The organism is Niveispirillum fermenti (assembly GCF_048066175.1).
GTDB classification, from domain to species: Bacteria; Pseudomonadota; Alphaproteobacteria; order Azospirillales; family Azospirillaceae; genus Niveispirillum; species Niveispirillum fermenti.
This window is the reverse complement of record NZ_JBLTXA010000032.1, coordinates 27,398-52,239: the sequence shown is the minus strand read 5'-3', so window position 1 is coordinate 52,239 and position 24,842 is coordinate 27,398. Positions and strand designations below refer to the sequence as shown.

Genomic DNA, 24,842 nt, shown 5'->3' with positions numbered 1-24,842 from the left:
TAGACTTGCACGGTCCCGCAACCGAAACCCTTGTGCCCGACCCTCGCGCCATGGCCGATATTTCCGGCATCCGTACCGGCTTCATGGGGCCGTCGGCCTCTACGCCGGCGGGCAGGACGGCTGCGCCCGCCAGCGCCGCGGCGTCCGGTCAGGAACTGACGACCGACCAGCAATCGCAGGTGCGGGAGCTGCAAAAGACCGACGCCAAGGTCCGCACCCACGAGCAGGCACACAAGACGGCCGGCGGTCCCTATGCCGGCGGTATCCGCTACGAATACACCACGGGTCCCGATGGCCGCCGCTATGTCACGGGCGGGGAGGTGCCCATCGATGTCTCGCCCGTCCGGAACAACCCGGAGGCGACCATCACCAAGATGGAGGTGGTGAAGCGCGCGGCCCTGGCCCCGCAGGAACCATCGCCGCAGGACCGCGCCGTCGCCGCCCAGGCCGATGCCAACAAGGCCGCGGCCCAGACCGAACTTCGCCAGCAGCAGAACGATCCAGAGGGGGAGGGGACAGGGGCGGGGGAAGCGGCCGGAGTGGCGGGGGAAGCGGCCGGAACCGTGGACCGGTCGACGGCCCCATCTGCGGCGGCGGCATCCGATGCCGATCTGGCACTGCGCCTGCGTCAGGCCGGAAAAAGCTATGGCCGGGCGGATGCCACCGCCCGGCCGGCCTTTTCGATCATTGCTTGAAGACCCAGTGCCGGCAGGGGTTCAGCCGAACAGCACGTTGTTGAGCTTGGTCGTGCCGGAGGCGCCGATATCGAAGCTCTGTGCGGCGGTCAGCATGCTGACCAGTTCAACCTGGGCTGCCGATTGTTGCGGCATGCCATCGCCGGCCTTGGGCTGCTGGGCGATCGTATCGTAATCCTTGCGATAGATACCCTGCGAGAATTGCAGCGCATAATTCTTGGAGGTCTTGGTGGCGCCGGTCGCGTCCTTCACCGTCTCTGCGCCATCGTGGGTGACCTTTACATAATAATCACCGGCGGCCAGCTTCATCTCGCCCTTCTGCATGGCCTCATACTCGCGGCTGGCCTTGCCCTGGCCTTCCTTGCTGTCGGCCAGGACGGAGCCATAGCGCGTCATGATCTGAATGCGCAGCCCTTCATCCCCCAGAAAACCGATCTGAGTGTCACCGGCGCTCTGTACCCGCAGCTTGAAGACATCGCCCTTGTCGCCCTTGTTCAGGGCGCTGTAAACGTTCAGGCGGGTGGTGTCCTTGACCAGCGTGCCGATATCGGTCGCGGCGCCATTGGTGGAATAGGGGGATTTGCGGACGGTCTTTTCGAAGGTCTCGACCTGGACCTTGGACTGGGCCTCGTCCTTCTTGCGCTGCTTCGCGGCCTCCGCCGCATAGTTGGCAAGCTGCTTTTCGATATCCGACAATTGGGTGCTGGTGCTGTTCAGCACGCTGTTGGCCGACGCGGACGCCGTTGCGGCGGGCGTGTTCGTATTGTACAGCGACGATGTGCTGCTGCTGCTCAAAATCGAACTGGTGCCAACGGACGTGACCATGATCCGTCTCCCTCTATCTATCACGGCATCCCAGGTGGATGCCCGAAACAGCCCCTATCTCCCAGGATCATAGCCCGGAATTGCATAAAATGCAATCTATCTCCAGGTTGATTTCCATGATCATCGCATGGAAATCAACCTGGAGATAGCGAATATCGGGGTTCCGCAACTTCGTCCCCGATCTTGCCGGCGCGGGACAGTTCCGGCAGATCAGATGGATATGCTGACACGGCCGGCGCTGGGGGGCGCGGCTGCTGGTTTCGGGGCGGCGGATGCGCTGGCCGTGGGGGTGCTGGCCGTAGGGGAGCCGGTGGCCGGCACCGCGGCTGTGGCCAGCATATCGGCACCGGCGGCGGGACGCTGCGACAGCCCGGTGGCGACGGCACGGTTGATATCGATCAGCCGGTCCAGCTTGTTGATGTCGAGATCGACCAGCCGGTCGAAGGTCTGCCGGTCCACGATGATGGACAGGGCCAGGATGTTTTCCCGTACATCCTTGGGCAACTGGCATTCCGGATCGACCATGGAGGTCTGGAAAATGGTCCAGAGGCGCTGGTTGAGCGTCAGCGCCTGACGCAGCATGTCCGGATTGTCCGGCGCCTGCCGGGCATGAATCAGGCGCCGGGCGGCTTCGGTCAGGCCCCAGGCTTCAACATCGCGGGGATCGTCGGAGGTCGGACGATTGCTGTAACCCGTCGCAGGCTTCATAACGGTTGCCGTGCCCTATGAACGGTTAAATCATAGGGGCATTATTCCACATCGGGTTACGCCTAACAAGGACAATGGCCCGAACCGGCCCGTTAGGCCGGGCGGCCATAGGGATAGGGAACGGATGAGCCAGGCAACGAAACGGATGACGCCGGAGCAGGCCGTCAGCCTGCATCAGGCCGGTGATGTGGCGGGTGCCGCGGCGGCCTATCGACTGCTGCTGGCGCGCGATCCGCAGAATGCCCAGCTCCTGAACCTGCTGGGCGTGGCCAGTCTGCAGCTTGGCCAGCCGGCCGCCGCCGTCGACCTGCTGCGACAGGCGGCCCGGCGGCAGCCGGCCAACCCCGATGTGCATGACAATCTGGGCAGCGCGCTGCGGGCCGCCGGGCAGGCGGCGGCGGCCGTCGCCGCCCATCGCCAGGCGCTGAAGCTGAAGCCGGGCCATCCGCCCTTCCATTTCAATCTGGGCAATGCCCTGGCCGCCATGGGGGCCCACCGTCAGGCCGCCGATGAATACCGCCATGCGCTGGCCGGCCGGCCGGGACATGGCGGCACGCGGTTCAACCTGGCCAACAGCCTGCGGGCGCTGGGAGAGCTGGACGCGGCGGCGGCGACCTATCGCGAACTGCTGTCGGTCCAGGCCGATCATGCGCAGGCCTGGAACAATCTGGGGGCCGTGCTGTCCCTGCAAGGTGAGCTCGGCGCGGCGGAGGAGGCGTACAGCCGGGCCCTGGCATTGCGCCCCGACCATGCGGAAACCCTGTCCAACCTGGGTAATGTACTGGTGCAGCGGGGCAAGCTGGGGGCGGCGCTGGCCTGCCACCGCGCGGCCGTGCAGGCGGCCCCCGGCAGCGCGGAGGCGCATATCTTCCTGGGTGTGGCCCTGCAGGAACTGGATGAATTGGCGGCGGCCACGCAGGCCTATCAGGCCGGGCTGCGGATCGAGCCGGAGAATGTCCGCGGCCTGGCCAACCTGGGCAGCGTGCTGGAGCAGGCCGGGGATCTGGCCGGGGCGGAAGCGGTGCTGTCCCGCGCCCTGGCCCTGCAGCCCGGATTCGCCGAAACCTGGGGCAATCTCGGGCTCTGCCATCTGGCAAGGGGGGACAGGGACCGGGCGCGTGCGGCGCTGGACCGGGCGCTGGAACTGGACCCCGATCTGGCGCGCGCGCGCGTCAGCCGGGCGCTGTTGCGCCTGGCCGGGGGCGACCTGGAGGGCGGCTGGCCGGACTATGCCTGGCGTTTCGCGGCGGGGGAGGCGCAACCCGATCGCCGCTTCGATGTGCCCGTCTGGCGGGGAGAGCCGCTGGAGAAGGGGCATCTGCTGATCTGGCGGGAGCAGGGGCTGGGCGATGAACTGATGTTCGCCAGCCTCTATGGTGACGCCATCGCCCGCGCCGGCCGCACCACCATCGACTGCGATCCGCGCCTTGTCGGCCTTTTTACGCGAAGCTTCCCGCGGGCCGTCGTCCGGCCGGCCCCGCCCAGCCGGCCTGATCACGACCATGTGGAGCGGGCGGCGGCCGACCGGCATGTGCCGGCGGGCGATCTGCCCGCCCTTCTGCGAGGCGGCAGCCTGGCCGGGTTCACCGGGGCTCCCTATCTGGTTCCCGACCGCCGCCGTCGCGACGAGATGCAGGCCTGGCTCGACGGGTTGCCGGCGGGGCTGCGCGTCGGCCTGTGCTGGCGTTCCCGTCTGCTGACCCACCGGCGGCAGCACAACTATCTGGATGTCGCGCAATGGGCGCCGCTGGCCGGGCTGGATGGCTTGCAGCCCGTCTGCCTGCAATATGACGCCATGCCGGAGGAATGCGCGGCGCTGGAGCGGCTGGCGGGACGGCCGCTTCACAGGGTGCCGGGGCTGGACCTGACCGATGACCTGGAGGGTGTGGCTGCCCTGGTCGCCGGGCTCGATCTGGTCGTGACGGCCCCGACGGCCGTGGGGGAAATGGCGGGGGCGCTGGGCACGCCCGTCTGGCGCGTGGTGCCCACGGGTGATGACTGGTCCCTGCTGGGGGCCGGTGTGCGCCCCTGGTTTGCCGTCATGCGTCCTTTCATGTCCGGCGGGGCGGGAGGGATCGGGCTGGCGGTAAGCCATCTGCGGCAAATTCTGGATGCGCATGCCTGACCTTGTGCGCTTGACCTGTTTGCATAAGCCTGCGGGGGTGCTATCGTATGTTTGAAGGACTCAGATGACGTCCTTCAAGGGTGTGGGGGACAGCCAGGATCAAATTCTCCTGTTAACGTTTTGTGACTCTGGCGGGCGGGCAGCATGTCGGCAGACAGCGGTTTAGACGGCAAAGTCGCACACAATGGCATGCCGCCCATTGTGAGCGCGGGGGGTGTCGGTCACTTCGACCGGCGTCGCATCACTGTGCTGTTTTGCGACATCGTCAATTCCTCCCAGCTTGTCATCCCCAACGATCCGGAAGATGTCTACGACCAGCTTACCGGGCTGATCGATATCATGAACCGTCATGTCCGCCGGTTCGGCGGCACGGTGTGTCAGACGCTGGGCGACGGCATCTATGCCGTTTTCGGCGCGCCGGTGGCGCAGGAGCGGCATGCCGTGCGCGCCTGTTTCGCCGCAGACGCCATCGTGCGTGAGGTGGCGCGCGGCGAACATGCGGTCCGCATCGGCCTTTGCTCGGGCGAGGTGCTGTGGGACCACGCCCGCGACGTGACCCAGGTGCAGAGCCCGGCGGTCGGCGCCGCCATCCATGTTGCGGCCAAGCTGCAGCAGAAGGCCGAGCCCAACAGCGTGCTGATGGCGGAGGCCACGGCGCGGCTGGCCCATGACTGGGCCGACACGAAACCCGTCGCCACCCTGACCCTGGCCGCGGGCGAGATGGTTGAAACCCATGCGCTGCTGGCCGTGCGCCGCCGCCGTCGGCAGCGGGAAGAAATGCTGCCCATGGTCGGGCGCGATCCGTTGCGCGCCGATCTCGTGCAGGTGCTGGACGCCATCGGCGGCGGGGCCGGGGCCGGCCGCTCGCATCTGCTGCGTGGCGAACCCGGCATGGGCAAGACCCGCCTGGTCGGCGTACTGGCCGATGAGGCGCGCCAGCGCGGGTTGCGTGTCGTCGAATGGCAGATCCCCCTGATCCATCCCGTCGGTGCGCCTGGGGCCCTTCAGGAACTGGTCGTGGAACTGCTGGACCGGCCGTTGCCCGGGACGCAGGATGGCACGCAATCCCTGTTGCAGGCGGCGGGCGCCACGCCGGAGGAAGCCAAGGCGCTGGCCCGCATCCTTCACCCCGCGCCGTCGGAAAAGGCCGGGGCGGAGCAGGCGACCATGGCCATTGTCGGCCTTGCCACCGCGGCGGTGGTCGCCCTGGCCCGTGCCACCGCCATGCGGCGGCCCTTGCTGGTCGTGGTGGAGGATGCGCATTGGGCCGACCCCATGCTGCTTTCCGTCATCGCCGCCCTGCCGTCGCTGGCGCCGCAGGTGCCCATGGCCGTCATCATCACCAGCCGTGACGAGGGGCTGCCGCAGAACCTCATGGACCATCCCTGTGTCACGGACCACCGGCTGACCCCCGTGTCACAACAGGACATGCTGCTGCTTCTGGCGATCTGGATGGGGGATGCCCCCGGGCTGGACGGGCTGAAGCTGGAACTGATGCGCCGGTCGCACGGCAATCCCTTCTTCCTGGTTGAGGGCGTGCGTGTCCTGGTGGCCAATGGCACGCTGACCGGTCCGGACGGGGATATGTGCCTGGGTCCGTCGCCCTGTCTACAGCTTCCCGATTCGGTACAGACGCTGCTGGTGGCCCGGACCGACACGCTGGATGAGCAGGCGCGCAACCTGCTGCGTATGGCGGCGGTCACCGGACCGACCTTCGATGCGGGGCTGCTGACGGCGCTGACCGGCGGCGACGTCGCTGCCCGCCGCCTGCCGGAACTGGTGGAGGCGGGATTCCTGGACGAGACCCGTCTGCTGCCCCGCCTGGAGTACAGCTTCCATCACGCCCTGCTGTATGAAGCCGTCTATGCGGGCGTCCCCCGGCGGGAGCGCAAGGAACTGCACGGCCGGCTGGCGACCTTATTGGACGAACCGGACTTCGTGTCCCTGCCCGGCCGGATGGCTGCACAGGCCCGGCATGCCTCCGGCGGGGGCTTGTGGGCTTTGGCGGTCCGTGCGGGCAGCGATGCCGGGCTGGATGCGCTGAAGCGATCACAGGCCACGGAGGCGCTGGCCCTGTTCGGCATCGCGGTCGACGCCAATGACAATTTGCCGGCCAGCGAGATGACCGCCTCCTCCGCCATCGACCTGCGGCTGGCGCTGGCCCGGGCCGCCATGCCGGCGGGCCAGGGTGACCGCGCCGTCACGGAACTGGACAAGGCCGTGACCCTGGCCCGGCGCGTCGGCGACCAGGAACGCGCCCTGGCCGGACTGGCGCAACAGGTGAATGTCGAATGGGTGTTCGGCCATATGGACCGGGCTGTCGAACTGGCCGACATGGCGTTGGACCATTGCGGCGGTGTCGACCGCGCCCATCCCGACCTGCTGATCATTGCCGCGGGCTGCCGCTTCGATCACGGCAATCTGGACCGCGCCCTGGACCTGCTGGAACTGGCTGAGCGGGGCCGTTTCCAGCAGGTGGACGGCCCGCGTTACCTGACGCTGGACGCACCGACGCTGATCGCCAGCCGTCGTGCCCGCTGCCTGTCGCTTATGGATCGCCACGCAGAGGCGGACGCGCTGGTAGCCCGCGCCTTCCGCCGGGCCGACAGCACGACCCATCCCTTCAACCGTATCTATGCCCGGTCGGATGCCGCGGAAATCCAGATCCGGCAGGGCCGGTTCGGTGAGGCGCTGGCCAATTGCTCGGAAAGCCTGGCGCTTTCCCGGTCGACAGGTTCCACCCTGATGGACACGATGAGCCTTTCCCGCCGGGGCTTCGCCCTTGTCAATATGGGCCGCGGCACCGAAGGCCTGACCGAGATCGAGCGTGGTATCCGCATGGCCATGGGGCGGGGGGCCTGCCTGCACGGTTCATGGGCCCGGCGTTACCGCGTCGTTGCGCTGGCCATGCTGGGAAGGCTGGACGAGGCGCTGGGAGAGTTGCGGGACCTGGGTGCTATTGTCCGTGATCGCGGCTATGGCCTGCTGGATGTCCTGTTGCCGCAACCGTCCGACCTGGCCGCCCTTGACGAAGGCTTCCGCCAGACATCAAGGCTGATCCGGTTGCAATAGAGCCATCAGTGCCTTGTCCCGCCGGTGGTGTCAGCCAGCCCGACCGGTAAAGCGCAACACCCGCCCGATGGACGGGCGGGTGGGCCAGCCTTGCGCGAAGGCGGCAGGCTGGTATCAATGCGGATGACGGGAAGAGAGGGATCAGAGCTTCATATCCGACGGCAGGTCGGAGAGCTCCCGCAACATCAGCGTGGCAATGCCGCGGGAAACAGCACGGTAGTAAGCCACCAGGAAAGCCCGGATCGTTGCCGTCAGCGAAGCGTTCTGGTGCTGCCGGCGGGACACGATGGTGATGACCTGATGGATCGTCAGTTCCTCGCGCTCGGCGATCTCATGCAGGGCCTGCCACATCACGGCTTCCAGGCGGACGCTGGTCCGGTGGCCATCGACCCAGACATTGTGACTGATCAACTGACCGTCCACCTCAAGATCATGAGGCTCGTAAACCGGGATATCGGAACGGGTGTGCGGTGCGTTCATGGCGGCCTCGCCTCTTCTACTATTATTCCGGAGCCCTTCAGCAGCCGCTTCAGCGTGCCTGCCCCAGGCACTTGGCTCCCGTGACAGAAGAATAGCGCCCTGCCTGCATACAATGCTGTGAAGCACTTCACACGGCAAAAGCTTCGCGCCGCATTACCTTTCGTTCGCGAGAAGTGCCCTGTGCTTCTCCGAACTCTACATGTAATCATCAGGAGGTTTGAGATGCTTGTTCGTGGTGCTGACGGCCGTCTTTACCGTGTTTCCACCGAAGGTGCGGTGGTCGTCTCCAATGAGACCCAGAGCGTGACGCAGGCGCGTGTTGCTGCCCGCCGTCCCGACGATGCCGGTGCCGCCGCCGAATATTATGGCGCCAGCGCCGAATATTACACCGCCTCCATCTGATCTGTGCCAGGCGGACGGCATCTTGCCCGTATCCGGGTGCAGGCCGTCCGCCGGTCGGGTTACGCGGTGCATGGTTATCGGACAAGGGGATCAGGGTATGGAACGGGTTCGTTCGGCCGACTGGGACAATATCGAAACGCGCCAGTGGCGCCGCTTGGTCTCGGCGGAGGAAACGCTGGCCCGCGTCAAGCCCCTGTTTCCCCTGTTCGGCATCACGCGCGTCGCCAATGTGACGGGCTTGGATACGATCGGCATACCGGTCGTGATGGTGAACCGGCCCAATTCGCGGGCCCTGGCCGTATCGCAGGGCAAGGGTACGACGCTGGCGGCCGCCAAGGCGTCCGCCGTCATGGAGTCGATCGAAAGCTGGCATGCGGAGCGTGCGACGCACCTGTCGCTGCGGATCGGGTCATACGAGGATCTGCGTTATTCGCTGCCCGTTGTCGACCCCACGCGCCTGCCCTGCCACATGGACAGCGCCTACACGCCCTATCATCAGCTTCTCTGGGCGGAAGGCACCAATCTGCGCGATGGCAACAGCCTGTGGATCCCCTATGAGATGGTCCACACCAACTATACCCTGCCGCTGCCGACGGGCCATGGCTGCTTCCAGGCCACGTCCAACGGCCTGGCTTCGGGCAACCATTGGATCGAGGCCGTGATCCATGGGCTGTGCGAGGTGATCGAGCGTGATGCCCGCACGTTGTGGAACCTGTTGCCGGAAGAGGCGCAGGAGGAAACCCGTATCGACCTGGAAACCATCGCCGATCCGACCTGCCGCGCCCTGATCGCCCGGTTCGCCAAGGCCGGCGTTGCCGTCGGCGTCTGGGACCAGACGGCCGACACGGGCGTGCCCACCTTCATGGCCCGCATCGTCCAGGATTGCGAGGGACCCGGCGTCACCGTGCGCCCGGCGGCCGGCTATGGCACGCATCTTGTCCCCGAGATCGCGCTGTCCCGCGCCCTGACGGAGGCAGCCCAGAGCCGCCTGACCTTCATTTCCGGCGCGCGCGACGACATGCGCCGCGAGGAGTACGACCATTACCTGGCCGAGGAGCAGCAGGCGGAATGGCTGAAGCGCCTGCGCCTGGGCGCCACGATCGGGAATTTCAACGATGTGGGCGGCTGGCAGGGCCAGTCGTTGCGCGGTGATCTGGAGGAGTTGCGCCGGCGTCTGGCCACTGTCGGTATCGAGGATATCGCCGTCGTCGATCTGACGCGGGCCGAGATCGGCCTGCCGGTCGTGCGCGTCGTGGTGCCCGGCCTGGAAGGCATCGACAGCGCCGGCAATTATTGCCTGGGCGCCCGCGCCCGCCATGTGGCCAGCCTCTGACGGTCGCCGCACCATCCGCTTATACCACCTTGCGATGAGTAGAACTCATCGCACGTTGGTCCGGCGGCGACCGCCACAGCACCGCTCGTGCGGCGTCGCCCGCGCCAACGAATGTTGGCGCCGGCGATTGAGGGCGGTGATCAGAGCCAACAGGTTCTGATCACCGCAAAATAGGTTTAAACGCCAGCCGGAGGCTGAACGTCATGAGTAACCATGTCATTGTCTTCCTGGGCCCGTCCCTGCCCGTATCGGCCGCCCGCCGCGTGTTGCAGGCCGATTACCGCCCGCCCGTGGCGCAGGGCGATGTGCTGCGTGCCGTGACGGAGAATCCCGCGGCCATCGCCATCATCGACGGTTTCTTTGAGAATGTGCCGGCCGTCTGGCATAAGGAAATCCTGTTCGCCCTGAGCAAGGGCATCCCCGTCCTGGGCGCGGCCAGCATGGGCGCCCTGCGGGCCGCGGAACTGCATCCGTTCGGGATGGAAGGTGTCGGCGCCGTGTTCGACGCCTATGCCGATGGCCGGTTGGAGGATGATGACGAGGTGGCGGTGACACACGGGCCCGCCGAACTGGGCTATCCCGTTCTCTCGGAAGCCATGGTCAATATCCGCCGCACCCTGTCCGACGCCTATGCCGCCGGCATCCTGTCCGGTGGCACCCGCCGGCTTTTGCAGGATCTGGCCAAGGACCTTTCCTATCGGGACCGCAATTTCGGCCGCATCCTGCGCGACGCGGCCGGCGAGGGGGTGGACGCGGCGGAAATCAATGCCTTCCGCGACTGGCTGCCGACGGGCCGGGCCGATCAGAAGCGGGAGGATGCGCTGGCGCTGCTGACCGTTCTGCGCGACAAGATCGCCGGCGGGACCCTGGCTGTGCGGCCGATCTTCGCCTTCGAGCATACGACCATGTGGGAGCGTGTGGCCCGTCCGGTCCTGCCGCTGCACGTTTGACTTGCATTTTCAGGGTGCGGGATCAATCCTTTACGCTGCGAAGCCGGCGATTGTCGTTCCGGTGAACAGGATGAAGGGGGATTGCCGTGCCGCCGGCCGTCGATCTCGGCACACTGCGCCGCAACGGGCTTTTCGCCGCCCTGAGCGATGCGGAAATGGAAGCCGTCATGGGCTTCGCCCGGCCCCGCCGCCTTGTGGCGGATGAACGGGTATTCGCCAAGGGGGATCCGGGGGACAGTCTCTACATCATCCTGCGCGGCCGCGTGGCGGTTCAGACCGAGTCGCAGGATGCCAAGGTGATGCTGCTGAACATCATGGACAGCGGCTCGGTCTTTGGCGAGATCGCCATGCTGGACGGAGGGGAGCGGACGGCCACCGTTGTGGCGCAGGAGCCGACGGAACTGCTCCGCATCGACCGCCGCGACTTCATGCCCTTCCTGGAACAGCACCCGGATCTGTGCATCCGGTTGATGGTCGTGCTGTGCGAGCGTGTGCGCTGGACCAGCGCCATCATCGAGGACACGGTGTTCCTGAATGTCACGCGGCGTCTGGCCAAGCGCATCATCATGCTGGCGCAGAATTACGGCCGCCCGTCGGATGCCGGTGTCCGCATCGCGACCTTCATCAGCCAGGAGGACCTGGCCAACATGCTGGGCGTGTCACGCGAGATCGTGAACAAGACCTTGAAAAGCTTTCAGAATGCCGGGGCGATCAGCTATCGCAACGGCTATCTGGTGCTGCATGACGAAAGCTTTCTGGAACAGATATCCCGCTGAGCGTAGGCTGGCCGCCATGGACGATCGGCCGGAACAGGGATGCAAGTGGACGTGAAGGGCAATTATCCGGGGCTGGCGCTGCTTCTTGGCCTTTGCCTGCTGCTGCCGGCCTGCGCCAGCCACAAGGGGCAGGTGACGCGCAATTACATGTATGTGCCGTCCCGTCCACCGCCGCCTTCCCCGCCGGCGCCCCAGCCTGCCGCCGTCATGCCGCCCGCCGCAACGCCGGCGGTTACAGCCGCGCCGCTGCCGCCGACCCCGCTGGTTCCATCCTCCGACCCCGCGGCGACCACAGGCCGGGCCACCCCGCCGGTCCCTGCCAAGGCCAATCCATGAATTCCACGGAAATCAACCAGGCCGTCGACCATGCACTGGCCCTGCACCGTGCCGGCCGGCTGGCCGAGGCCGAGGCCGCCTATCGTGCATTGCTGGTCGTTGTGCCGGCCCTGGCCGATATCCATTACCTGCTGGGCATGGCCTGTCTGGGCCAGGACAAGCAGCAACCGGCCCTGCGCGCGCTGCGCCAGGCCGTGCGGATGAAACCGGGGCAGGCGGAATGGTGGTTCAATCTCGGCAAGGCGCTGCGCCAGACGGGGGACAGGGAAGGGGCCCTGGATGCCCTTTCCCGTGCCATCCCCCTTTATGAAGGCCAACCGGCCCGGCAGGCGGAGGCGCTGGGCGAGCGGGGGGCCCTGCTGGCCCAGGCCGGCGATCCTGCCGCGGCAGAAACCGCCTTTCGGCAGGCGCTGGAAAAGGCGCCGGGCCATGCCGACCTGCGGCGTAATCTGGCGGGCCTGCTGCTCAACCGGTTCATCACCCCGGAAAGCCTGACGCAGCCCGCAGCCAGGGCCGCCCTGGCCGAGGCGACGGCGCTGGCCCCGGACATGGAGGCTGCCTGGATCCGGCGGGGAACGGCGTCGCTGCGTATGGAACGCCCGGCGGAGGCGCTGGGCATTTTCGATGAATGGCTGAGCCGTCACCCGGATTGCGTGCCGGCCCTGGTTGGCCGCGCGGAGGCGCTGGCCGTGCTGGGGCATTTCGCCAAGGCCGGCCAGACGGCGCTGGAGGCGGTCCGCCTCGCACCTGCCAGCGCCCCGGCCCTGGTGGCGCTGGCCGCGGCTGATCATGGGCTGGGCAATCTGGCCCAGGCCGAACAGTCCCTGCGCCGGGCCCTGGCGCTGGAGCCGGAAAGCCTGGCGGCCACCATGAACCTGGGCACCGTGCTGCGCGATCTCGGCGATGATGCCGGGGCCGAGGATTGCTATCGCCGCGCGCTGCGGCAGGCCCCCGATCTGCCGGTGGCTCATTGGCAGCGGGCCCAGGCCCGGCTCATGGCCGGCGATCTGGCGACGGGCTGGCAGGAATATGAGTGGCGCTGGCAGGTGCCGGGCTTCCCCCTGTCCGATGCCCTCCAGGCGCTGCCCGTCTGGAACGGTGATGGCCTGGCGCCGGGAACGGGCCTGCTGGTCCATGCCGAACAGGGACATGGGGACAGCCTGCAATTCGTGCGGTATGTGCCCATGCTCGTGGAGCGGGGGCTGGATGTCATCTTGCATGTGCAGCCGGCCCTGGTTCGGCTGTTCCGGGAAAGCCTGCCATCGGCCGTAACGGTGGCGGCGCTGGGCAGCCCCGTGCCGGCCGGGATAGGGCTGCGCTGCCCGTTGCTGGGCCTTCCTTTGCGCCTGGGCACGCGGACGCTGGCGGATGTTCCGGCCCGCGTGCCCTACCTGATGGCCGATCCTGTCCGGCGGGCGCGGTGGCGGGACCGGTTGTCCGGCCAGCCCGGCCCCCGGGTCGGGCTGGTCTGGGCCGGGGATGGCCGGGCCGGCGACCCGCGGGCCGCCGCGATCGACCGCCGCCGCAGCCTTTCCCTGCCGCAATTGACGCTGCTGGGCACCGTGCCGGGGGTCAGCCTGATCAGCCTGCAGAAAGGCGACAGGGCAGCCGATGCGGCGGCGGTGCCCTTCCCCCTGACCGACTGGACCGCGGAATTGTCGGATTTCGCCGATACCGCGGCGCTGGTGGCGGAACTGGACCTGGTGATCGCCGTCGATACGGCGGTGGCCCACCTGACCGGCGGCCTGGGCGTGCCTGTCTGGGTCCTCTCGCGGTTCGACGGTTGCTGGCGCTGGCTGCGGGAACGGCGGGACAGTCCCTGGTATCCCGGCCTGCAGCTGTTCCGGCAGCCGGCCTGGGGTGACTGGCGCCCTGTGATTGCCGATCTGGCCGATGAGCTAACAGATTGGGTCGCGGCAAGAGGAGGGGCAAGTCCCGCCAAGAATAGGGAGCTTTTACTTTTGGACAGGTCGGAGTCGTTCGACCGCAGGCACCTCCCCATGGACTAGCCCGATTGTGCCGGGATTCAACCTTGATTCAGCGGGTTCTGCAGAGAAGTTAAGAATCTGTTTGCAGGTCGATTGAAAGCGCGCTATCGTAGGATTGCTTTGAAATGGGCGAACGATCATGCTTATCGAGGGGATCAGAGGCCTGGGGTCGACCTATCAACCGGCGGTGACGCAGACCAGCGGCGCGTCGGACGGTTCCCGTGTACCTGAAGCCCCGGTGGCCCAGCGCGCCTCTCTGCCCTATCTCAGCCCCGTCCTGCAATATGACAACGACGCTGCCATCGCCATCCTGATGTTCCGGGATGGCAATAATGGTGATGTGGAGCAGCAATACCCGTCCAAGCAGGTCGTTCGGGAATATCAGTTGCGGGGCCGTGAAATGGCCATGCCCGCATCCACGCGCGATGAGGGTGGGCAGGGCGAACCGCAGGGCAACAGCCTGCTGAGTTCCGCCAGGGCTGATGTGGCCGCTATTGCGGGCGCTGCCAGGGGTGTCCCCTTACCCCCCTCGGGTGGGGCGGGTGTCGGCAGCATGCCGGTTGTTGCGGCCTCTCCGACGGTTGCGATTGCCGGTGGCGGTACGGCCGGCAGTGCCGTCAATTTCGTCGCCTGACCCGGCGTCTTTTCGATCCCTTCCCAATTCAATCCCTTGCAAGAATGATCTGATCGGTGCCGCTGCTTTCTGGCAGCGGTATCGTTTTGCCGTCTGCCTTTCAATTTTCAGAAAATTACTTCAGGCTGGCCGCCGTCGGTTCAGCCGGGGTCGGTGTTTGGGCCGGTCATTGTCCGGCTGCCTTTTCCCCTGTCTCTGCTTTTTCCCTGTCTCCATGGATGGACCCGATGGCTTCTTCGACGCAACGCGAAAGCCTGCTGGCGGAACTGGCCCGGCTGACGCAACGGGCGCAGGAAGGGCTGGCGGCGCAGGATGGCGCAGGGGCCCTGGCCGCGGCGGAAGCGGCCTTGCGGCTGGCGCGCAGCGATCCCTATGCACTGATATTGCGGGGGCAGGCGCTGTTGCTGTTGGGTCGGGCCGCGGCGGCGGCTGCCGATTTCACGACAGTCCTGCGCACCCAGCCCGCCATGACGGCTTTGCATATGCTTCTGGGCAATGCCTGTCGGGCCCAGGGGCTGCATGCAGAAGCGGCGGAGGCCTATGGCACGGCGGTCCGGCTGGACCCGGCGATGGCCGGTGCGTGGCATAATCTCGGCCTGACACGCATCGCCCAGGACCGGTATGCGGATGGGGCCCGGTTTCTGCGGCGGGCTTGTGCCCTGGCCCCCGATGCGGCGGCAAGCTGGAACAGCCTGGGGGCCGCCCTGTTCGAGGATGGGGCGGATGTGGCCGCGCTGTGCGCCTTCGGTCAGGCGGCACGGGTGGCGCCTGCCGATGTGGCAGAGGCGGTGCGGGCGGACTGGAACCGGTCGATGCTGCTGCTGGCCCGTGGGGACGTCCGCCGGGGGTGGCCATTGTTCGAGCGTCGGCCGGGCGGCACGCGCGGTCCGACGCCGGCACCGTTCGGTCTGCCCTTCATCACAGGCCGGCCAGAGCCGGGAATGCGGGTCCTGGTCACGGTGGAGCAGGGGCTGGGGGACATCGTCACGGTGCTGCGTTTCATTCCGCTGCTGGCTGCGCAGGGCGTGCGGATCGTGATGCATCGGCCGGCGCCCCTGCGCCGTCTGCTGGACGGGTTCGCCGGCGTGGAAACCTTCCTGGAAGATGGTGACCCCGTGCCCGCCGTGGACGGTGTTCTGCCCTGCCTGTCCCTGCCGGGACTGTTCATCGATGATGCCGGCCATGTGCCGGGTCCCATGCCCTATCTGTCTCCCGATCCGGAACTCGTCGCGCAATGGCGGCCAGCCCTGTCCGGTGCCGTCGGGCTGAAGGTCGGCTTCGTCTGGGCGGGTAATCCTGATTACAAGCGCGACCGGTCACGATCGCCCGGCCTTGGCCCCGTGCTGCCCCTGATGCGGCTGCCCGGTATCACGCCTGTGATCCTGCAGAAAGGGGGTGGGCGCAATGATCTGGACAGCCACGATCTGCCCGGAAACGCCATTGACCTGGCGCCGGGTCTGGGGGATCTGGCCGATACGCTGGCTGTCCTGTCGCAACTGGACCTGCTGGTCAGTGCCTGTACCATGCCTGTCCATCTGGCGGGGGCGGCCGGCGTGCCCGTGGCCATCCTGCTGTCGGCCGTACCGGATTGGCGGTGGGGCCATCTGTCCGGGGATAGTCCGTGGTATCCCTCCGCCCGCCTCTACCGGCAGGCGCGGGCCGGCGACTGGTCGGACCCCGTCGGACGCTTGGGCCGGGATCTCTCGCAGCGCGTTGCAGGCATGGGAGTGACTGTCTGACGGGTTGCGGGCCGTCGCCGATCTGGAAAGGCCGTTCCGCCCGCCTGACCCCGATGCCTGTACGATTGCCCGTCTGTCGTCACGGATCGCGTCTTGCCGAAGAAACCTTTATTCGGCACACTCCGTTTCGTGTCCGGTTGCGATTTGCCGCAGGGCCGGGTGTCGCAGTTCGGGGGGCGGGCATGTCACGGAACCTTGAGGCGCTGCAACTATGGCGACGGGCCCTGGTGGCCAGCGTGCGCAAGGATGGACCCGACCTGTCGGCACGGCAACTGGCCCTGCTGCTCACCGTGTTCCTCACGCCGCCGCCGCATACGGTACGCGGGCTGGCATCCGCCCTTAACGTATCGAAACCGGCCATCACCCGCGCACTGGACCGGCTGGGCCGGCTGGGCTACATCAAGCGCAAGCGCGATCAGGAGGATCGCCGTAACGTACTGGTCCAGCGGACCGTGAAAGGGTCCGTCTATCTGGCCGAGTTCGGGCAGATGGTGATCGATGCGGAAAAGGCGCCCGCGGTCGGCGAGGAAGGCGGGATCATCGATCCCGTCCTGGATATCAATGGCGTCGTACCCCCCGTGCTGGTGGACGGTGCCCGAACCGAAGCCCTGGCCCCATCGGCATGACCGACACTGAAAAGCTTGATCCCCGCGTCCATCCCTACCGGGAGGACCTCGCCGCATCCTATCTGCGTGGCCGCGTCGATGCCGCCCGCTTCATCGATGGTGTTCCCTGCCAGATTCGCAGCGGCTTTGCCGCCGTGAAGGCGGAGCCTTCGTTCGAGGCGGGCCAGACCACCGAATTGCTGTTCGGGGAGACCTTCACGGTCCTGGATGAACGCGACGGCTGGGCCTGGGGCCAGAACGGCACCGACGGCTATGTCGGGTGGGTGCGGGTGGAGGCGCTGGACGCCGATATCACCCTGCCCACGCACAAGGTCTCGGCCTTGCGTACCTTCCTGCTGCCTGAACCCGACCTGAAACAGCCCTTCGTGGATGTATTGTCGCTGGGCGCGCGCGTCGTGGTGACGGCGGAACAGGGGGAATGGCGGCAGGTGGATGGCGGGGGCTGGCTGCATGCCCGCCATCTGGCGCCCGTGGCGATTACGGCGGCGGACTTTGTTGCCGTGGCGGAACAGTTCGCCGGGACGCCTTATCTTTGGGGCGGGCGGACCAGCATCGGCATCGATTGTTCCGGGTTGGTACAGGTGGCGTTGCTGGCGGCCGGCCATCATTGTCCGCGCGACAGTGATCAGCAGGCGGCGATTATCGGCACCCTGGTGTCCGGTGATGGCAAGGGCGTGACATACCAGCGTGGCGATCTTGTCTTCTTCCCCGGCCATGTCGGCATCATGACCGATGCGGCGACCCTGCTGCACGCCAACGCTTTCCATATGCAGGTCGTGGCGGAACCCCTGGCCGATGTGCTGGCCCGTGCCGGGGCGAAGGGCATTACCGCGATCCGCCGTCTGTGACCCCTTCCCATCGGACGATGGGGTGCCGATTGGGCGCTGGTATAAAATAATAGGGCCGGCCGGATTGATCCGGCCGGCCCTTCCAATATCGGGCTGTGGCGTCCCTGCCGTAATACTGGCAGGGACGGGGTCCGCAGCCCGTTGACGCGGGTCAGAACTGGAACTGCATGCGGACGGCGGTGATATCCAGTTCGACATCGGTGCCGTTGGGGCGCTTGGTCTCGCTCATCACATGGTTCAGCATGAAGCGGATGGCCGGGTTGACGTACCAGTTCACGCCGAGCGTCCAGTTGGTCTCCTTGCCCGTGCCGGTGCCGGCGATGCCGCCGGCCCGGTCGATCAGGTCGACCTGGCTGAACCGGGTGGCGACTTCCCAGGCGCCGAAGCCATTCTGGCCGACCGGCCAGGCGGGCTTCACGCCGGCCCATTCGCCCGGCGTATAATTGCGGCGCTCGCCGGTGAGGATGTAGCCGGCCGAGACGTAGTAGCCGCTGAATTCCGGGTCGGCCAGCGTCTGGGCGGCGCCGGTGGCGGTGTAATCGTCATACTTGGCGCCGAAATTGTAATATTCGGCGGCGGCCCAGAAGCTCTTGAAATTGACGCCCAGGTCGGCGCCGTAGGCATAGGCGCCGTCGATCTGGTTGATGGCGCCGGTGCTGGTCAGCGAGGTGCGGTTGCCGCCGACGCGCAGGCCGGGCCGGTCGCCGAAGGAGATGGAGGTCGTGGCCGTTCCGGCGGCGACGGGACGGGCGGTGGCCTGCGGGCTGGTCTGATAGACACCCGAGACACCGATACCGGCCGCCCCTTCATTGCTCTGCCAGAAGGCATAGGCGGCGCGACCCAGGATGTTGACCTGATCGTCAATGGTGCCGCTGGTGTTGGTGGCGTTGCCGGTCACATAGGCGGCCAGGATGTGGCTCTCGCCCTTGTTGATGATGCCGACGCCCGTGCGGCTGTCGGAACCGCCGATGCCGACAACGATGTTGCCGACCGGGGCGCGTTCCATGAAGGCGATGTCGTTGGAGGAGGTGCTGTCATCCAGCGTGAATTTCGGCTGCAGCACGCCGCCGATGATCGTCCAGTCCTTGAAGCCGGTATAGGCGATGTTTGCCGCCTGGATCTGCGAGCCGCCGCCACGGTTGTCGGCGAAGTTGGCCGTGAATTCATAGGCCCAATCGGTATAGACCTTGCCGGCGACGCCCAGGAAGGCGCGGCGCATCTGGAACCCGTCGGTGGCGTCGGTGGTGAAGTTCTTGCCGGCGTTGAAGAAGCCGTAATCCATGTGGATGCGCGCGCGGATCGCGGCGTCGAACTTCTTGTCAGCCGACTGGATGCGGATGCGGCCGCCGTCGGCGGTGACCCTGGGCATCGCCTCCAGCGTCTTCTTCGTCGCGGCGGAATCCTTGGCGACGCTGTCCTTCAACGAGGTGAGCTGGCTCTGCAGCGCCTGGATCTGCTGGGACAGGGTGTCGATCTGCGCCTGGGACGGGGCGGCGGTCTGCGCGGCGGCCGGGCCGGCGACCAGGATGGCGGCGCCGACGGCAGCGCCGGCCAGCAGGTTGGACTTGAGGCTCATTGTTGTTCTCCGATGGGATATCGCGGCGACAAAGCCTGTCAGCGCGGCCGAATTCCCATTTGCGGGTTATCGTCGGCTGCCCCTCAGGCCCCGGGGGAGGGCTACCAAAGGTGCATTGCCGATTTGATGCGGTTTTATGACGTGTTCATGACGCCACTGGCTGTGTGGCTTAAACAACACGAGGTACGGGAGGAAGGGCGGCTTGTCCGTTGTCCCGCCCGAGGGAATTGCCGGCCTCTCCGCAGGGCTGCCCTGGAAGGATGGCCGCTTTGCCACACTGATGCGCGATCCTGGTTGCAAGCCTACCCCTTTCGGGTAAAGGATGGGGCTTCCGGCCCTTTTGAGAGAGCGCTCCCCCTCCGCGATGCAGGACCTGCTGCCAGACCCGCTACAATCCCTGCCGAACAACGGCGAGCGGGCGGTTCCCACCGCCGCCGTGCCGGTGCTGATGTTGCTGGCCATCGCCATCACGGCCATCGCCATGATCCTGTTCGCCGCTGCGCGGCATTTCGATTCCGGCGAGGCGGAGCGGACCCAGCAGCGTGTCCGCCGGACATTGGCCGCCTATGATGTGGCCCTGTCCGCCACGACCCGTGATTATGCCGGCTGGGACGCGGCCGTCACACATATGGTCGACAATTTCAACGAGCCCTGGGCAGACGAGAATGTCGGCATCTATCTGAACGGGGCCTTCCGCATCGCGCTATCCATGGTGGTGGACCGTCAGGAACGGGTGGTCTATGCGGTTCGCGATGGCAAGCGCCTGTCTGCGGAAAGGCGGGGGGAACTGCACCTGCCGCCGGCCCTGGGGCAGATGGTGGCGCGTACCATTGCCAATCCCCCCGGCATGACGGAGGCGGTGACGGGGCTGGTCCGGATGCCCGACGGCCTCTATCTCGCCAGTGCCGCCGATATCAGGCCGGCTCTGGGCGGCAGCGCCCGGCCGGACGGGCTGACCCTGCTGTTCCTTCAAAGGGTGGATCGGGCCGCCGTGGCCCATGCGCTGGAACCCCTGCTGCTGGACAATCTGGACATGCCGTCCCGTCTGGTACCGGGAGGCGCAACCGGTGTGCTGGCCCTGCGGGAATATGGGGCACCCGATGACGCGCCGCCGGTCGGCTGGATAAGCTGGCGCATGCCAACCCCGGCGCAGGATTTCCTGCATGGCATCTATTGGGCCCTGGCGCTCGTCATCCTGGTCCTGTTCATGCTGACTGGCCTCATGTTGCTGCGCGGCCAGCGCATTGTGCAACGTGAACGCCAGACGCAGCAGGCGCTGTCCCGCATGCTGGACCATTGCCACAACCTGATCGACAGCCTGCCCGACATGGTCTGTCTGGTCCGGGAAGGCAGGGTGGAGCTGGTCAACCGGGCCGGTCTGGCCCTGTTCGGCCTGATGCCTGGCCAGCGCAGCCAGGTTCTGGGGCGTCCCTTCCTCGATCTGGTTGTCCCGGATGACAGGCTGGCTTTCCATCGCCGGGCGCAGTCGGGGACGCAGCCCGGCCGGCCGGATTGGGCGCCGCTGCATCTGGCGGGCCCCGGTGGCGGTGCGGTGCCGGTCAGCCTGATCGTGCTGTCATCGCCGGGCATGGGGGCGGGTGAACTGACCATCGTGGCGCGTGACCGCGGGGAGGAGATGGCCAGCCGCGAAAACCTGCGCGCCGCGGAGGCGCGTGCCGCCATCGCCGACCGTGCCAAGGGCCAGTTCCTGGCCAATATCAGCCACGAATTGCGGACACCGCTAAACGCCATCATCGGGTTCTCGGAAATCCTGCGCGATGAATTGCTGGGCACCCTGGGGGCGCCGCAATATCGTGAATATGCCAACGACATCCATGAAGGCGGGCTGCATCTGCTGCGGCTGGTCAATGACCTGCTCGATATTGCCCGCATGGATGCCGGGGCGCTGGAACTGCGGGAAAGCTGGGTGGAAATCGGCGCCCTGATCGAACGGTGCGAACGGCTGGTGCGGGAAAAGGCGGTGGAGCGCGGGGTGCCGCTGCGCATCGATGTGTCCCCGCCGGGCATTCGCATCCTGTCGGACGAGGTGCGGATGAAGCAGATGCTGGTCAATCTGATGGGCAACGCCATCCGCTTTTCGGAAAGCGGCCAGCGCATCGATGTCCGTGTCCGGCTGGACGCCATCACGGGGGACATGCTGATCGAGGTTGCGGACCAGGGAATCGGCATGACGGTGGACGCCATGCGCATCGCCCTGGAGCCGTTCGCCCAGGTGGAGGGCGGGCATAACCGCCGCCAGCCGGGTGCCGGGCTGGGCCTGCCGCTGGCCCGCGGCTATGCCGAGGCGCATGGCGGCAGCCTGACCATGCAAAGCACGCCGGCCGTCGGCACGACCGTCACGGTGCGCCTGCCGGCAGCCCGTGTTGGCGGAACCGGGATGAGGGCCTGACCCCATCGGGCGATGGCGGGCCGGCCTTCCTGCTGATCACATCGCCGGCAAATCAGCGCCGGTCGCGGAACATCGCCAGCACATGGGCATGCAGGGCCGGGTCGCCGGCGGCCACGACATTGCCGCTGCAACCCAGGCGCAGCGGCAACCCTTCCCAATCGGTGATGACGCCGCCGGCGCCCTCGATCACGGTGACCAGGGCCGCCCAATCATAGGGCTGCAAGCCCGCTTCGACCATCAGGTCGACGAAGCCGGCGGCCAGCAGGCCGAAAACATAGGCATCCCCACCCCATACCATGTAGCGGCTGGACGCATGGGTCATGGCGAATTCCACCTGATGGAACGGCATGGTGGCCGCCTGCGTGGCCATGGCGATATCGGAACAGGGGCGCGTCTGCACGGGGTTGCCGTTCAAGGTCGTGGGCTGGCCGGTGATCCCGATCCAGCGGTCGCCGATGACAGGCTGGTCGATGATGCCCAGTACGGGCACGCCACGATGCAGCAGGGCGATGAGGGTCGTGAACAGCGGCCGGCCCGTGATGAAGGATTTCGTGCCGTCGATCGGGTCGATGACCCAGACATATTCCGCGTTCAGACCCTGGCTGCCATGTTCCTCGCCCAGGATGCCGTCACCGGGCCGTTCGGCCGTGATCAGGGCACGGATGGCCGATTCCACCTCCCGGTCGGCGATGGTGACGGGCGAGGCATCCGCCTTCACATCCACGGGGACCGGTGTGCGGTAATGCCGGCGGGCCACCAGCCCGGCCGCATCGGCGCAGCGATTGGCGAGGTCGATCAGGCTGTCAGGCACGCTGGACATGTCACGACTCCGGAGCTGGGGGGCCAGGATGAATAAGGACGAGAAAAAAGGGGCGGCCCTGCGACCGCCCCTTCATAACACATTGCCGATCCGCTGCGTTTACGGCAGGGGGGCCGGATCGTCCGATAGCGTGCGCAGATAGGCGATCAGCGCGGCGCGATCCTCCACCTTGCGCATGCCGGCATAGTTCATCTTCGTGCCGGGAATGGTGGCCTTCGGATTGGCCAGGAACCTGTTCAGGTGCTCATAGTCCCACGGGCCTTCCTGGCTTTTCATCGCGTCGGAATAAGCGAAGCCCTCGGCATGGGCATGCTTGTTGTTCACGATGTTCCACAGGTTGGGGCCGACCTTGTTGGCACCGCCCTTGTCGAAGCTGTGGCAGGCGGCACAGGCGCGCGTCAGCTTCTGGCCATCTTCCACGCTGGCGGCGGCCAGGATCGGGGAGACCGGATCCGGTTCGGCCGGAGCGGCGGGGGCGGCGGCGCCGGCGGTATCGGTCTCCGGCACTTCCACCTTGAAGGCGCGTTCAGCCGGGAAGGTGGGGTGGATCAGCTTCTTGGAGACGAATCCGGCCAGAAAGGCGATCAGGACCGCCGTCAGGATCGCCATCGAAATCTTGTTGAAGGTGCTGCTCGCCATCAGTCCTAATCCCTTGGGTGCGCCGGGCGCGGGCACAATAACGCCAACCGGCGGGCACGTCCATGCCCGCCATGTCTTCCATCCATGCGCGATACTTAGCCGAAGGATGCGCGGACGCACATGGCTTTCCGGCTTGACCCGGCGGACCAAATGTCGCACGGGAAAACCATGACCGCAGAAAACCGCTCCCTTCCCCGCCGTCCGCTGGTGGTGATCCCCGCCCGCCTCGGTTCCACCCGCCTGCCTGACAAGGTGCTGGCCGACATCCATGGCGTGCCGATGATCGTGCATGTCTGGCGCCGCGCCATGGAGGCGGCGATCGGCCCGGTTCTTGTCGCCGCGGCCGAGCCCTCGATCGTGCGGGCCGTAGAAGCGGCGGGAGGCCGTGCCGTGCTGACCGATCCTGATCATCCGTCGGGATCGGACCGGGTGTGGGAGGCGGTGCGCCATGTCGATCCCGATGGCAGCCATGATGCCATCGTCAATGTGCAGGGCGACCTGCCGACCATCGACCCTGCCGCCATCCGTGCCGTGTTCGGCCCGCTGGCCGATCCGGCTGTGGACATCGCGACGCTGGGCGCCGTCATCACCCAGCCGGCGGAGCGCACCAACCCCAATGTCGTGAAGGCCGTGGTTGAAATGGCGGACGACGCGGCTGCCGGCCGCGCCCTTTATTTCACGCGCGCCACGGCCCCCTGGGGCGAAGGCCCCCTGTTCCATCATATCGGGCTTTACGCCTATCGCCGGGCGGCGCTGGAACGGTTTGTCGCCCTTCCGCCTTCCATACTGGAACGGCGGGAGAGGCTGGAGCAGCTCCGCGCGCTCTCCCATGGCATGACCATCGCGCTGGCGCGGGTGGACATTGTGCCGCTGGGCGTGGATACCATCGAAGACCTTGACCGCGCCCGCCTTGTGCTGGCCCCTTGAGGGCTCTGCCGTAACCTGCGGCGCCTTCCCCGCCAACCCTTCTCGAAGTGACGACCATGCCCGCTTCCACCATCGCCTATCAGGGCGCGCCCGGCGCCAATTCCGACCTGGCCTGCCGCAGCGTGTTTCCCCAGATGGTGTCACTGCCCTGCACGTCGTTCGAGGATGCGTTCGCCGCGGTGCATGAGGGACGGGCCCGGCTGGCCATGATCCCGGTGGAGAATTCCGTCGCCGGCCGTGTGGCGGACATTCACCATCTGCTGCCCCATGGCGGGTTGCACATCATCGCAGAGCATTACCAGCGCGTGGTGCATTGCCTTGTTGCCCCCAAGGGCGCCACCATGGAAGGGCTGAAGGAGGTCCACAGCCACATCCAGGCCCTGTCACAATGCCGCAATTATCTGCGTGAGCGCGGTCTTGCCCCCGTGAACCACGCCGACACGGCCGGCGCGGCGGCCGATGTGGCGCAATGGAACGATCCGACCAAGGCGGCCATCGCCTCCGACCTGGCCGCGGAAATCTATGGGCTGGAAATATTGGCCAAGGGGGTCGAGGATGCAGCGCACAACACCACCCGCTTCCTGATCCTGGCGCGGGAACCCAATGTGCCGCCGCGCGGCACGGACAGCGTGACCAGCTTCGTCTTCCGGGTACGCAGTGTGCCGGCGGCCCTTTACAAGGCCCTGGGCGGCTTTGCGACCAATGGCGTGAACATCACCAAGCTGGAAAGCTACATGGTGGACGGCCGCTTCACGGCGGCGCAGTTCTATGTCGATGTGGAAGGCCATCCGGAGGACAGGTCCCTGCGCCTGGCCATGGAGGAACTGGGCTTCTTCGCGCGCGAGGTGAAGTTCCTGGGCGTCTACCCCGCCAATCCGTTCCGCCGCGAACAGCAGCAGCAGGGCGGGGGCATCTGACGGGCGGGTCTGTCCG

22 protein-coding genes are annotated in these 24,842 nt (G+C 66.8%); 16 read left to right on the top strand and 6 right to left on the bottom strand.

Translation table 11 applies throughout. From position 1 onward, the window contains the following. Positions 1–695: putative metalloprotease CJM1_0395 family protein (locus tag ACM9LZ_RS21330; RefSeq protein ID WP_416621549.1), on the top strand; the 695-nt coding region annotated here is incomplete at its 5' end. A gap of 21 nt (positions 696–716) precedes the next feature. On the opposite strand, the gene ACM9LZ_RS21325 is transcribed toward ACM9LZ_RS21330, so the two are convergent. Further along, positions 717–1,520, bottom strand: a complete 804-nt coding sequence (locus tag ACM9LZ_RS21325; protein ID WP_416621548.1) for a hypothetical protein — start codon at positions 1,518–1,520, stop codon at positions 717–719. A 210-nt stretch (positions 1,521–1,730) separates the two neighbouring features. Then, entirely contained in the window at positions 1,731–2,228 is a 498-nt protein-coding gene (locus tag ACM9LZ_RS21320; RefSeq protein ID WP_416621547.1) for a flagellar biosynthesis regulator FlaF, read from the bottom strand. A 124-nt stretch (positions 2,229–2,352) separates the two neighbouring features. Here ACM9LZ_RS21320 and ACM9LZ_RS21315 point away from each other — a divergent pair, with 124 nt between their 5' ends. Beyond that, the gene (locus ACM9LZ_RS21315; protein ID WP_416621546.1) at positions 2,353–4,353 is read left to right on the top strand and encodes a tetratricopeptide repeat protein; all 2,001 of its coding nucleotides are present in this window, start codon (positions 2,353–2,355) and stop codon (positions 4,351–4,353) included. 189 nt (positions 4,354–4,542) lie between these two features. Further along, the gene (locus ACM9LZ_RS21310) at positions 4,543–7,425 is read left to right on the top strand and encodes an ATP-binding protein (protein ID WP_416621545.1); all 2,883 of its coding nucleotides are present in this window, start codon (positions 4,543–4,545) and stop codon (positions 7,423–7,425) included. A gap of 141 nt (positions 7,426–7,566) precedes the next feature. Here ACM9LZ_RS21310 and ACM9LZ_RS21305 read toward each other — a convergent pair whose 3' ends face one another. Then, a complete protein-coding gene (locus tag ACM9LZ_RS21305; protein ID WP_416621544.1) occupies positions 7,567–7,905 on the bottom strand; it encodes a ribbon-helix-helix domain-containing protein in 339 nt (112 codons plus the stop codon). Positions 7,906–8,127: 222 nt separating this feature from the next. Between ACM9LZ_RS21305 and ACM9LZ_RS21300 the strand changes: the two genes are divergently transcribed. From ACM9LZ_RS21300 to ACM9LZ_RS21255, 10 genes are all read left to right on the top strand, one after another. Then, positions 8,128–8,307, top strand: a complete 180-nt coding sequence (locus tag ACM9LZ_RS21300; RefSeq protein ID WP_416621543.1) for a hypothetical protein — start codon at positions 8,128–8,130, stop codon at positions 8,305–8,307. Between the two features lie 97 nt (positions 8,308–8,404). Further along, the gene (locus ACM9LZ_RS21295) at positions 8,405–9,640 is read left to right on the top strand and encodes a YcaO-like family protein (RefSeq protein ID WP_416621542.1); all 1,236 of its coding nucleotides are present in this window, start codon (positions 8,405–8,407) and stop codon (positions 9,638–9,640) included. Between the two features lie 203 nt (positions 9,641–9,843). Then, positions 9,844–10,590 carry a TfuA-like protein gene (locus tag ACM9LZ_RS21290; protein WP_416621541.1) on the top strand — a complete coding sequence of 249 codons (747 nt, stop codon included), beginning with the start codon at positions 9,844–9,846 and terminating at the stop codon, positions 10,588–10,590. Between the two features lie 86 nt (positions 10,591–10,676). Next, complete coding sequence (locus ACM9LZ_RS21285) at positions 10,677–11,366, top strand: Crp/Fnr family transcriptional regulator (protein WP_416621540.1); 690 nt, start codon at positions 10,677–10,679, stop codon at positions 11,364–11,366. Positions 11,367–11,405: 39 nt separating this feature from the next. Then, positions 11,406–11,702 carry a hypothetical protein gene (locus ACM9LZ_RS21280; RefSeq protein WP_416621539.1) on the top strand — a complete coding sequence of 99 codons (297 nt, stop codon included), beginning with the start codon at positions 11,406–11,408 and terminating at the stop codon, positions 11,700–11,702. Further along, positions 11,699–13,711: a tetratricopeptide repeat protein gene (locus ACM9LZ_RS21275; RefSeq protein WP_416621538.1), complete on the top strand. Its 2,013-nt coding sequence runs from the start codon at positions 11,699–11,701 to the stop codon at positions 13,709–13,711. Before ACM9LZ_RS21280 ends, ACM9LZ_RS21275 begins: the two co-directional genes overlap by 4 nt. A 118-nt stretch (positions 13,712–13,829) precedes the next feature. Continuing rightward, entirely contained in the window at positions 13,830–14,324 is a 495-nt protein-coding gene (locus ACM9LZ_RS21270; protein ID WP_416621537.1) for a hypothetical protein, read from the top strand. A gap of 227 nt (positions 14,325–14,551) precedes the next feature. Beyond that, positions 14,552–16,063, top strand: a complete 1,512-nt coding sequence (locus tag ACM9LZ_RS21265) for a tetratricopeptide repeat protein (RefSeq protein ID WP_416621536.1) — start codon at positions 14,552–14,554, stop codon at positions 16,061–16,063. A gap of 182 nt (positions 16,064–16,245) precedes the next feature. Further along, entirely contained in the window at positions 16,246–16,689 is a 444-nt protein-coding gene (locus tag ACM9LZ_RS21260; RefSeq protein ID WP_416621535.1) for a MarR family transcriptional regulator, read from the top strand. Beyond that, positions 16,686–17,537, top strand: coding sequence for a C40 family peptidase (locus ACM9LZ_RS21255; RefSeq protein ID WP_416621534.1), 852 nt, complete (start codon positions 16,686–16,688; stop codon positions 17,535–17,537). The genes ACM9LZ_RS21260 and ACM9LZ_RS21255 overlap by 4 nt, the downstream gene beginning before the upstream one ends. 151 nt (positions 17,538–17,688) lie before the next feature. On the opposite strand, the gene ACM9LZ_RS21250 is transcribed toward ACM9LZ_RS21255, so the two are convergent. Then, on the bottom strand, positions 17,689–19,113 hold the full coding sequence (locus tag ACM9LZ_RS21250) for an OprO/OprP family phosphate-selective porin (protein WP_416621533.1): 1,425 nt from the start codon (positions 19,111–19,113) through the stop codon (positions 17,689–17,691). A 340-nt stretch (positions 19,114–19,453) separates the two neighbouring features. On the opposite strand from ACM9LZ_RS21250, the gene ACM9LZ_RS21245 reads away from it, so the two are divergent. Further along, complete coding sequence (locus tag ACM9LZ_RS21245; protein ID WP_416621532.1) at positions 19,454–21,523, top strand: ATP-binding protein; 2,070 nt, start codon at positions 19,454–19,456, stop codon at positions 21,521–21,523. 52 nt (positions 21,524–21,575) lie between these two features. Here ACM9LZ_RS21245 and ACM9LZ_RS21240 read toward each other — a convergent pair whose 3' ends face one another. Beyond that, the gene (locus ACM9LZ_RS21240; protein WP_416621531.1) at positions 21,576–22,343 is read right to left on the bottom strand and encodes an inositol monophosphatase family protein; all 768 of its coding nucleotides are present in this window, start codon (positions 22,341–22,343) and stop codon (positions 21,576–21,578) included. A 99-nt stretch (positions 22,344–22,442) separates the two neighbouring features. Then, entirely contained in the window at positions 22,443–22,982 is a 540-nt protein-coding gene (locus tag ACM9LZ_RS21235; protein WP_416621530.1) for a c-type cytochrome, read from the bottom strand. Positions 22,983–23,150: 168 nt separating this feature from the next. Between ACM9LZ_RS21235 and ACM9LZ_RS21230 the strand changes: the two genes are divergently transcribed. Together ACM9LZ_RS21230 and ACM9LZ_RS21225 are read left to right on the top strand one after the other, a co-directional pair. Beyond that, the gene (locus ACM9LZ_RS21230; RefSeq protein ID WP_416621529.1) at positions 23,151–23,909 is read left to right on the top strand and encodes a 3-deoxy-manno-octulosonate cytidylyltransferase; all 759 of its coding nucleotides are present in this window, start codon (positions 23,151–23,153) and stop codon (positions 23,907–23,909) included. 56 nt (positions 23,910–23,965) lie between these two features. Continuing rightward, positions 23,966–24,826, top strand: coding sequence for a prephenate dehydratase (locus ACM9LZ_RS21225; protein WP_416621528.1), 861 nt, complete (start codon positions 23,966–23,968; stop codon positions 24,824–24,826). The last annotated feature ends 16 nt before the right edge of the window (positions 24,827–24,842 follow it).

Bases quoted from the DNA above. Each gene is read 5' to 3' on its own strand.
- ACM9LZ_RS21325 (WP_416621548.1), bottom strand. From the start codon at position 1,520: ATGGTCACGTCCGTTGGCACCAGTTCGATTTTGAGCAGCAGCAGCACA.
- ACM9LZ_RS21320 (WP_416621547.1), bottom strand. From the start codon at position 2,228: ATGAAGCCTGCGACGGGTTACAGCAATCGTCCGACCTCCGACGATCCC.
- ACM9LZ_RS21315 (WP_416621546.1), top strand. From the start codon at position 2,353: ATGAGCCAGGCAACGAAACGGATGACGCCGGAGCAGGCCGTCAGCCTG.
- ACM9LZ_RS21310 (WP_416621545.1), top strand. From the start codon at position 4,543: ATGCCGCCCATTGTGAGCGCGGGGGGTGTCGGTCACTTCGACCGGCGT.
- ACM9LZ_RS21305 (WP_416621544.1), bottom strand. From the start codon at position 7,905: ATGAACGCACCGCACACCCGTTCCGATATCCCGGTTTACGAGCCTCAT.
- ACM9LZ_RS21300 (WP_416621543.1), top strand. From the start codon at position 8,128: ATGCTTGTTCGTGGTGCTGACGGCCGTCTTTACCGTGTTTCCACCGAA.
- ACM9LZ_RS21295 (WP_416621542.1), top strand. From the start codon at position 8,405: ATGGAACGGGTTCGTTCGGCCGACTGGGACAATATCGAAACGCGCCAG.
- ACM9LZ_RS21290 (WP_416621541.1), top strand. From the start codon at position 9,844: ATGAGTAACCATGTCATTGTCTTCCTGGGCCCGTCCCTGCCCGTATCG.
- ACM9LZ_RS21280 (WP_416621539.1), top strand. From the start codon at position 11,406: ATGCAAGTGGACGTGAAGGGCAATTATCCGGGGCTGGCGCTGCTTCTT.
- ACM9LZ_RS21275 (WP_416621538.1), top strand. From the start codon at position 11,699: ATGAATTCCACGGAAATCAACCAGGCCGTCGACCATGCACTGGCCCTG.
- ACM9LZ_RS21270 (WP_416621537.1), top strand. From the start codon at position 13,830: ATGCTTATCGAGGGGATCAGAGGCCTGGGGTCGACCTATCAACCGGCG.
- ACM9LZ_RS21265 (WP_416621536.1), top strand. From the start codon at position 14,552: ATGGCTTCTTCGACGCAACGCGAAAGCCTGCTGGCGGAACTGGCCCGG.
- ACM9LZ_RS21260 (WP_416621535.1), top strand. From the start codon at position 16,246: ATGTCACGGAACCTTGAGGCGCTGCAACTATGGCGACGGGCCCTGGTG.
- ACM9LZ_RS21255 (WP_416621534.1), top strand. From the start codon at position 16,686: ATGACCGACACTGAAAAGCTTGATCCCCGCGTCCATCCCTACCGGGAG.
- ACM9LZ_RS21250 (WP_416621533.1), bottom strand. From the start codon at position 19,113: ATGAGCCTCAAGTCCAACCTGCTGGCCGGCGCTGCCGTCGGCGCCGCC.
- ACM9LZ_RS21240 (WP_416621531.1), bottom strand. From the start codon at position 22,343: ATGTCCAGCGTGCCTGACAGCCTGATCGACCTCGCCAATCGCTGCGCC.
- ACM9LZ_RS21235 (WP_416621530.1), bottom strand. From the start codon at position 22,982: ATGGCGAGCAGCACCTTCAACAAGATTTCGATGGCGATCCTGACGGCG.
- ACM9LZ_RS21230 (WP_416621529.1), top strand. From the start codon at position 23,151: ATGACCGCAGAAAACCGCTCCCTTCCCCGCCGTCCGCTGGTGGTGATC.
- ACM9LZ_RS21225 (WP_416621528.1), top strand. From the start codon at position 23,966: ATGCCCGCTTCCACCATCGCCTATCAGGGCGCGCCCGGCGCCAATTCC.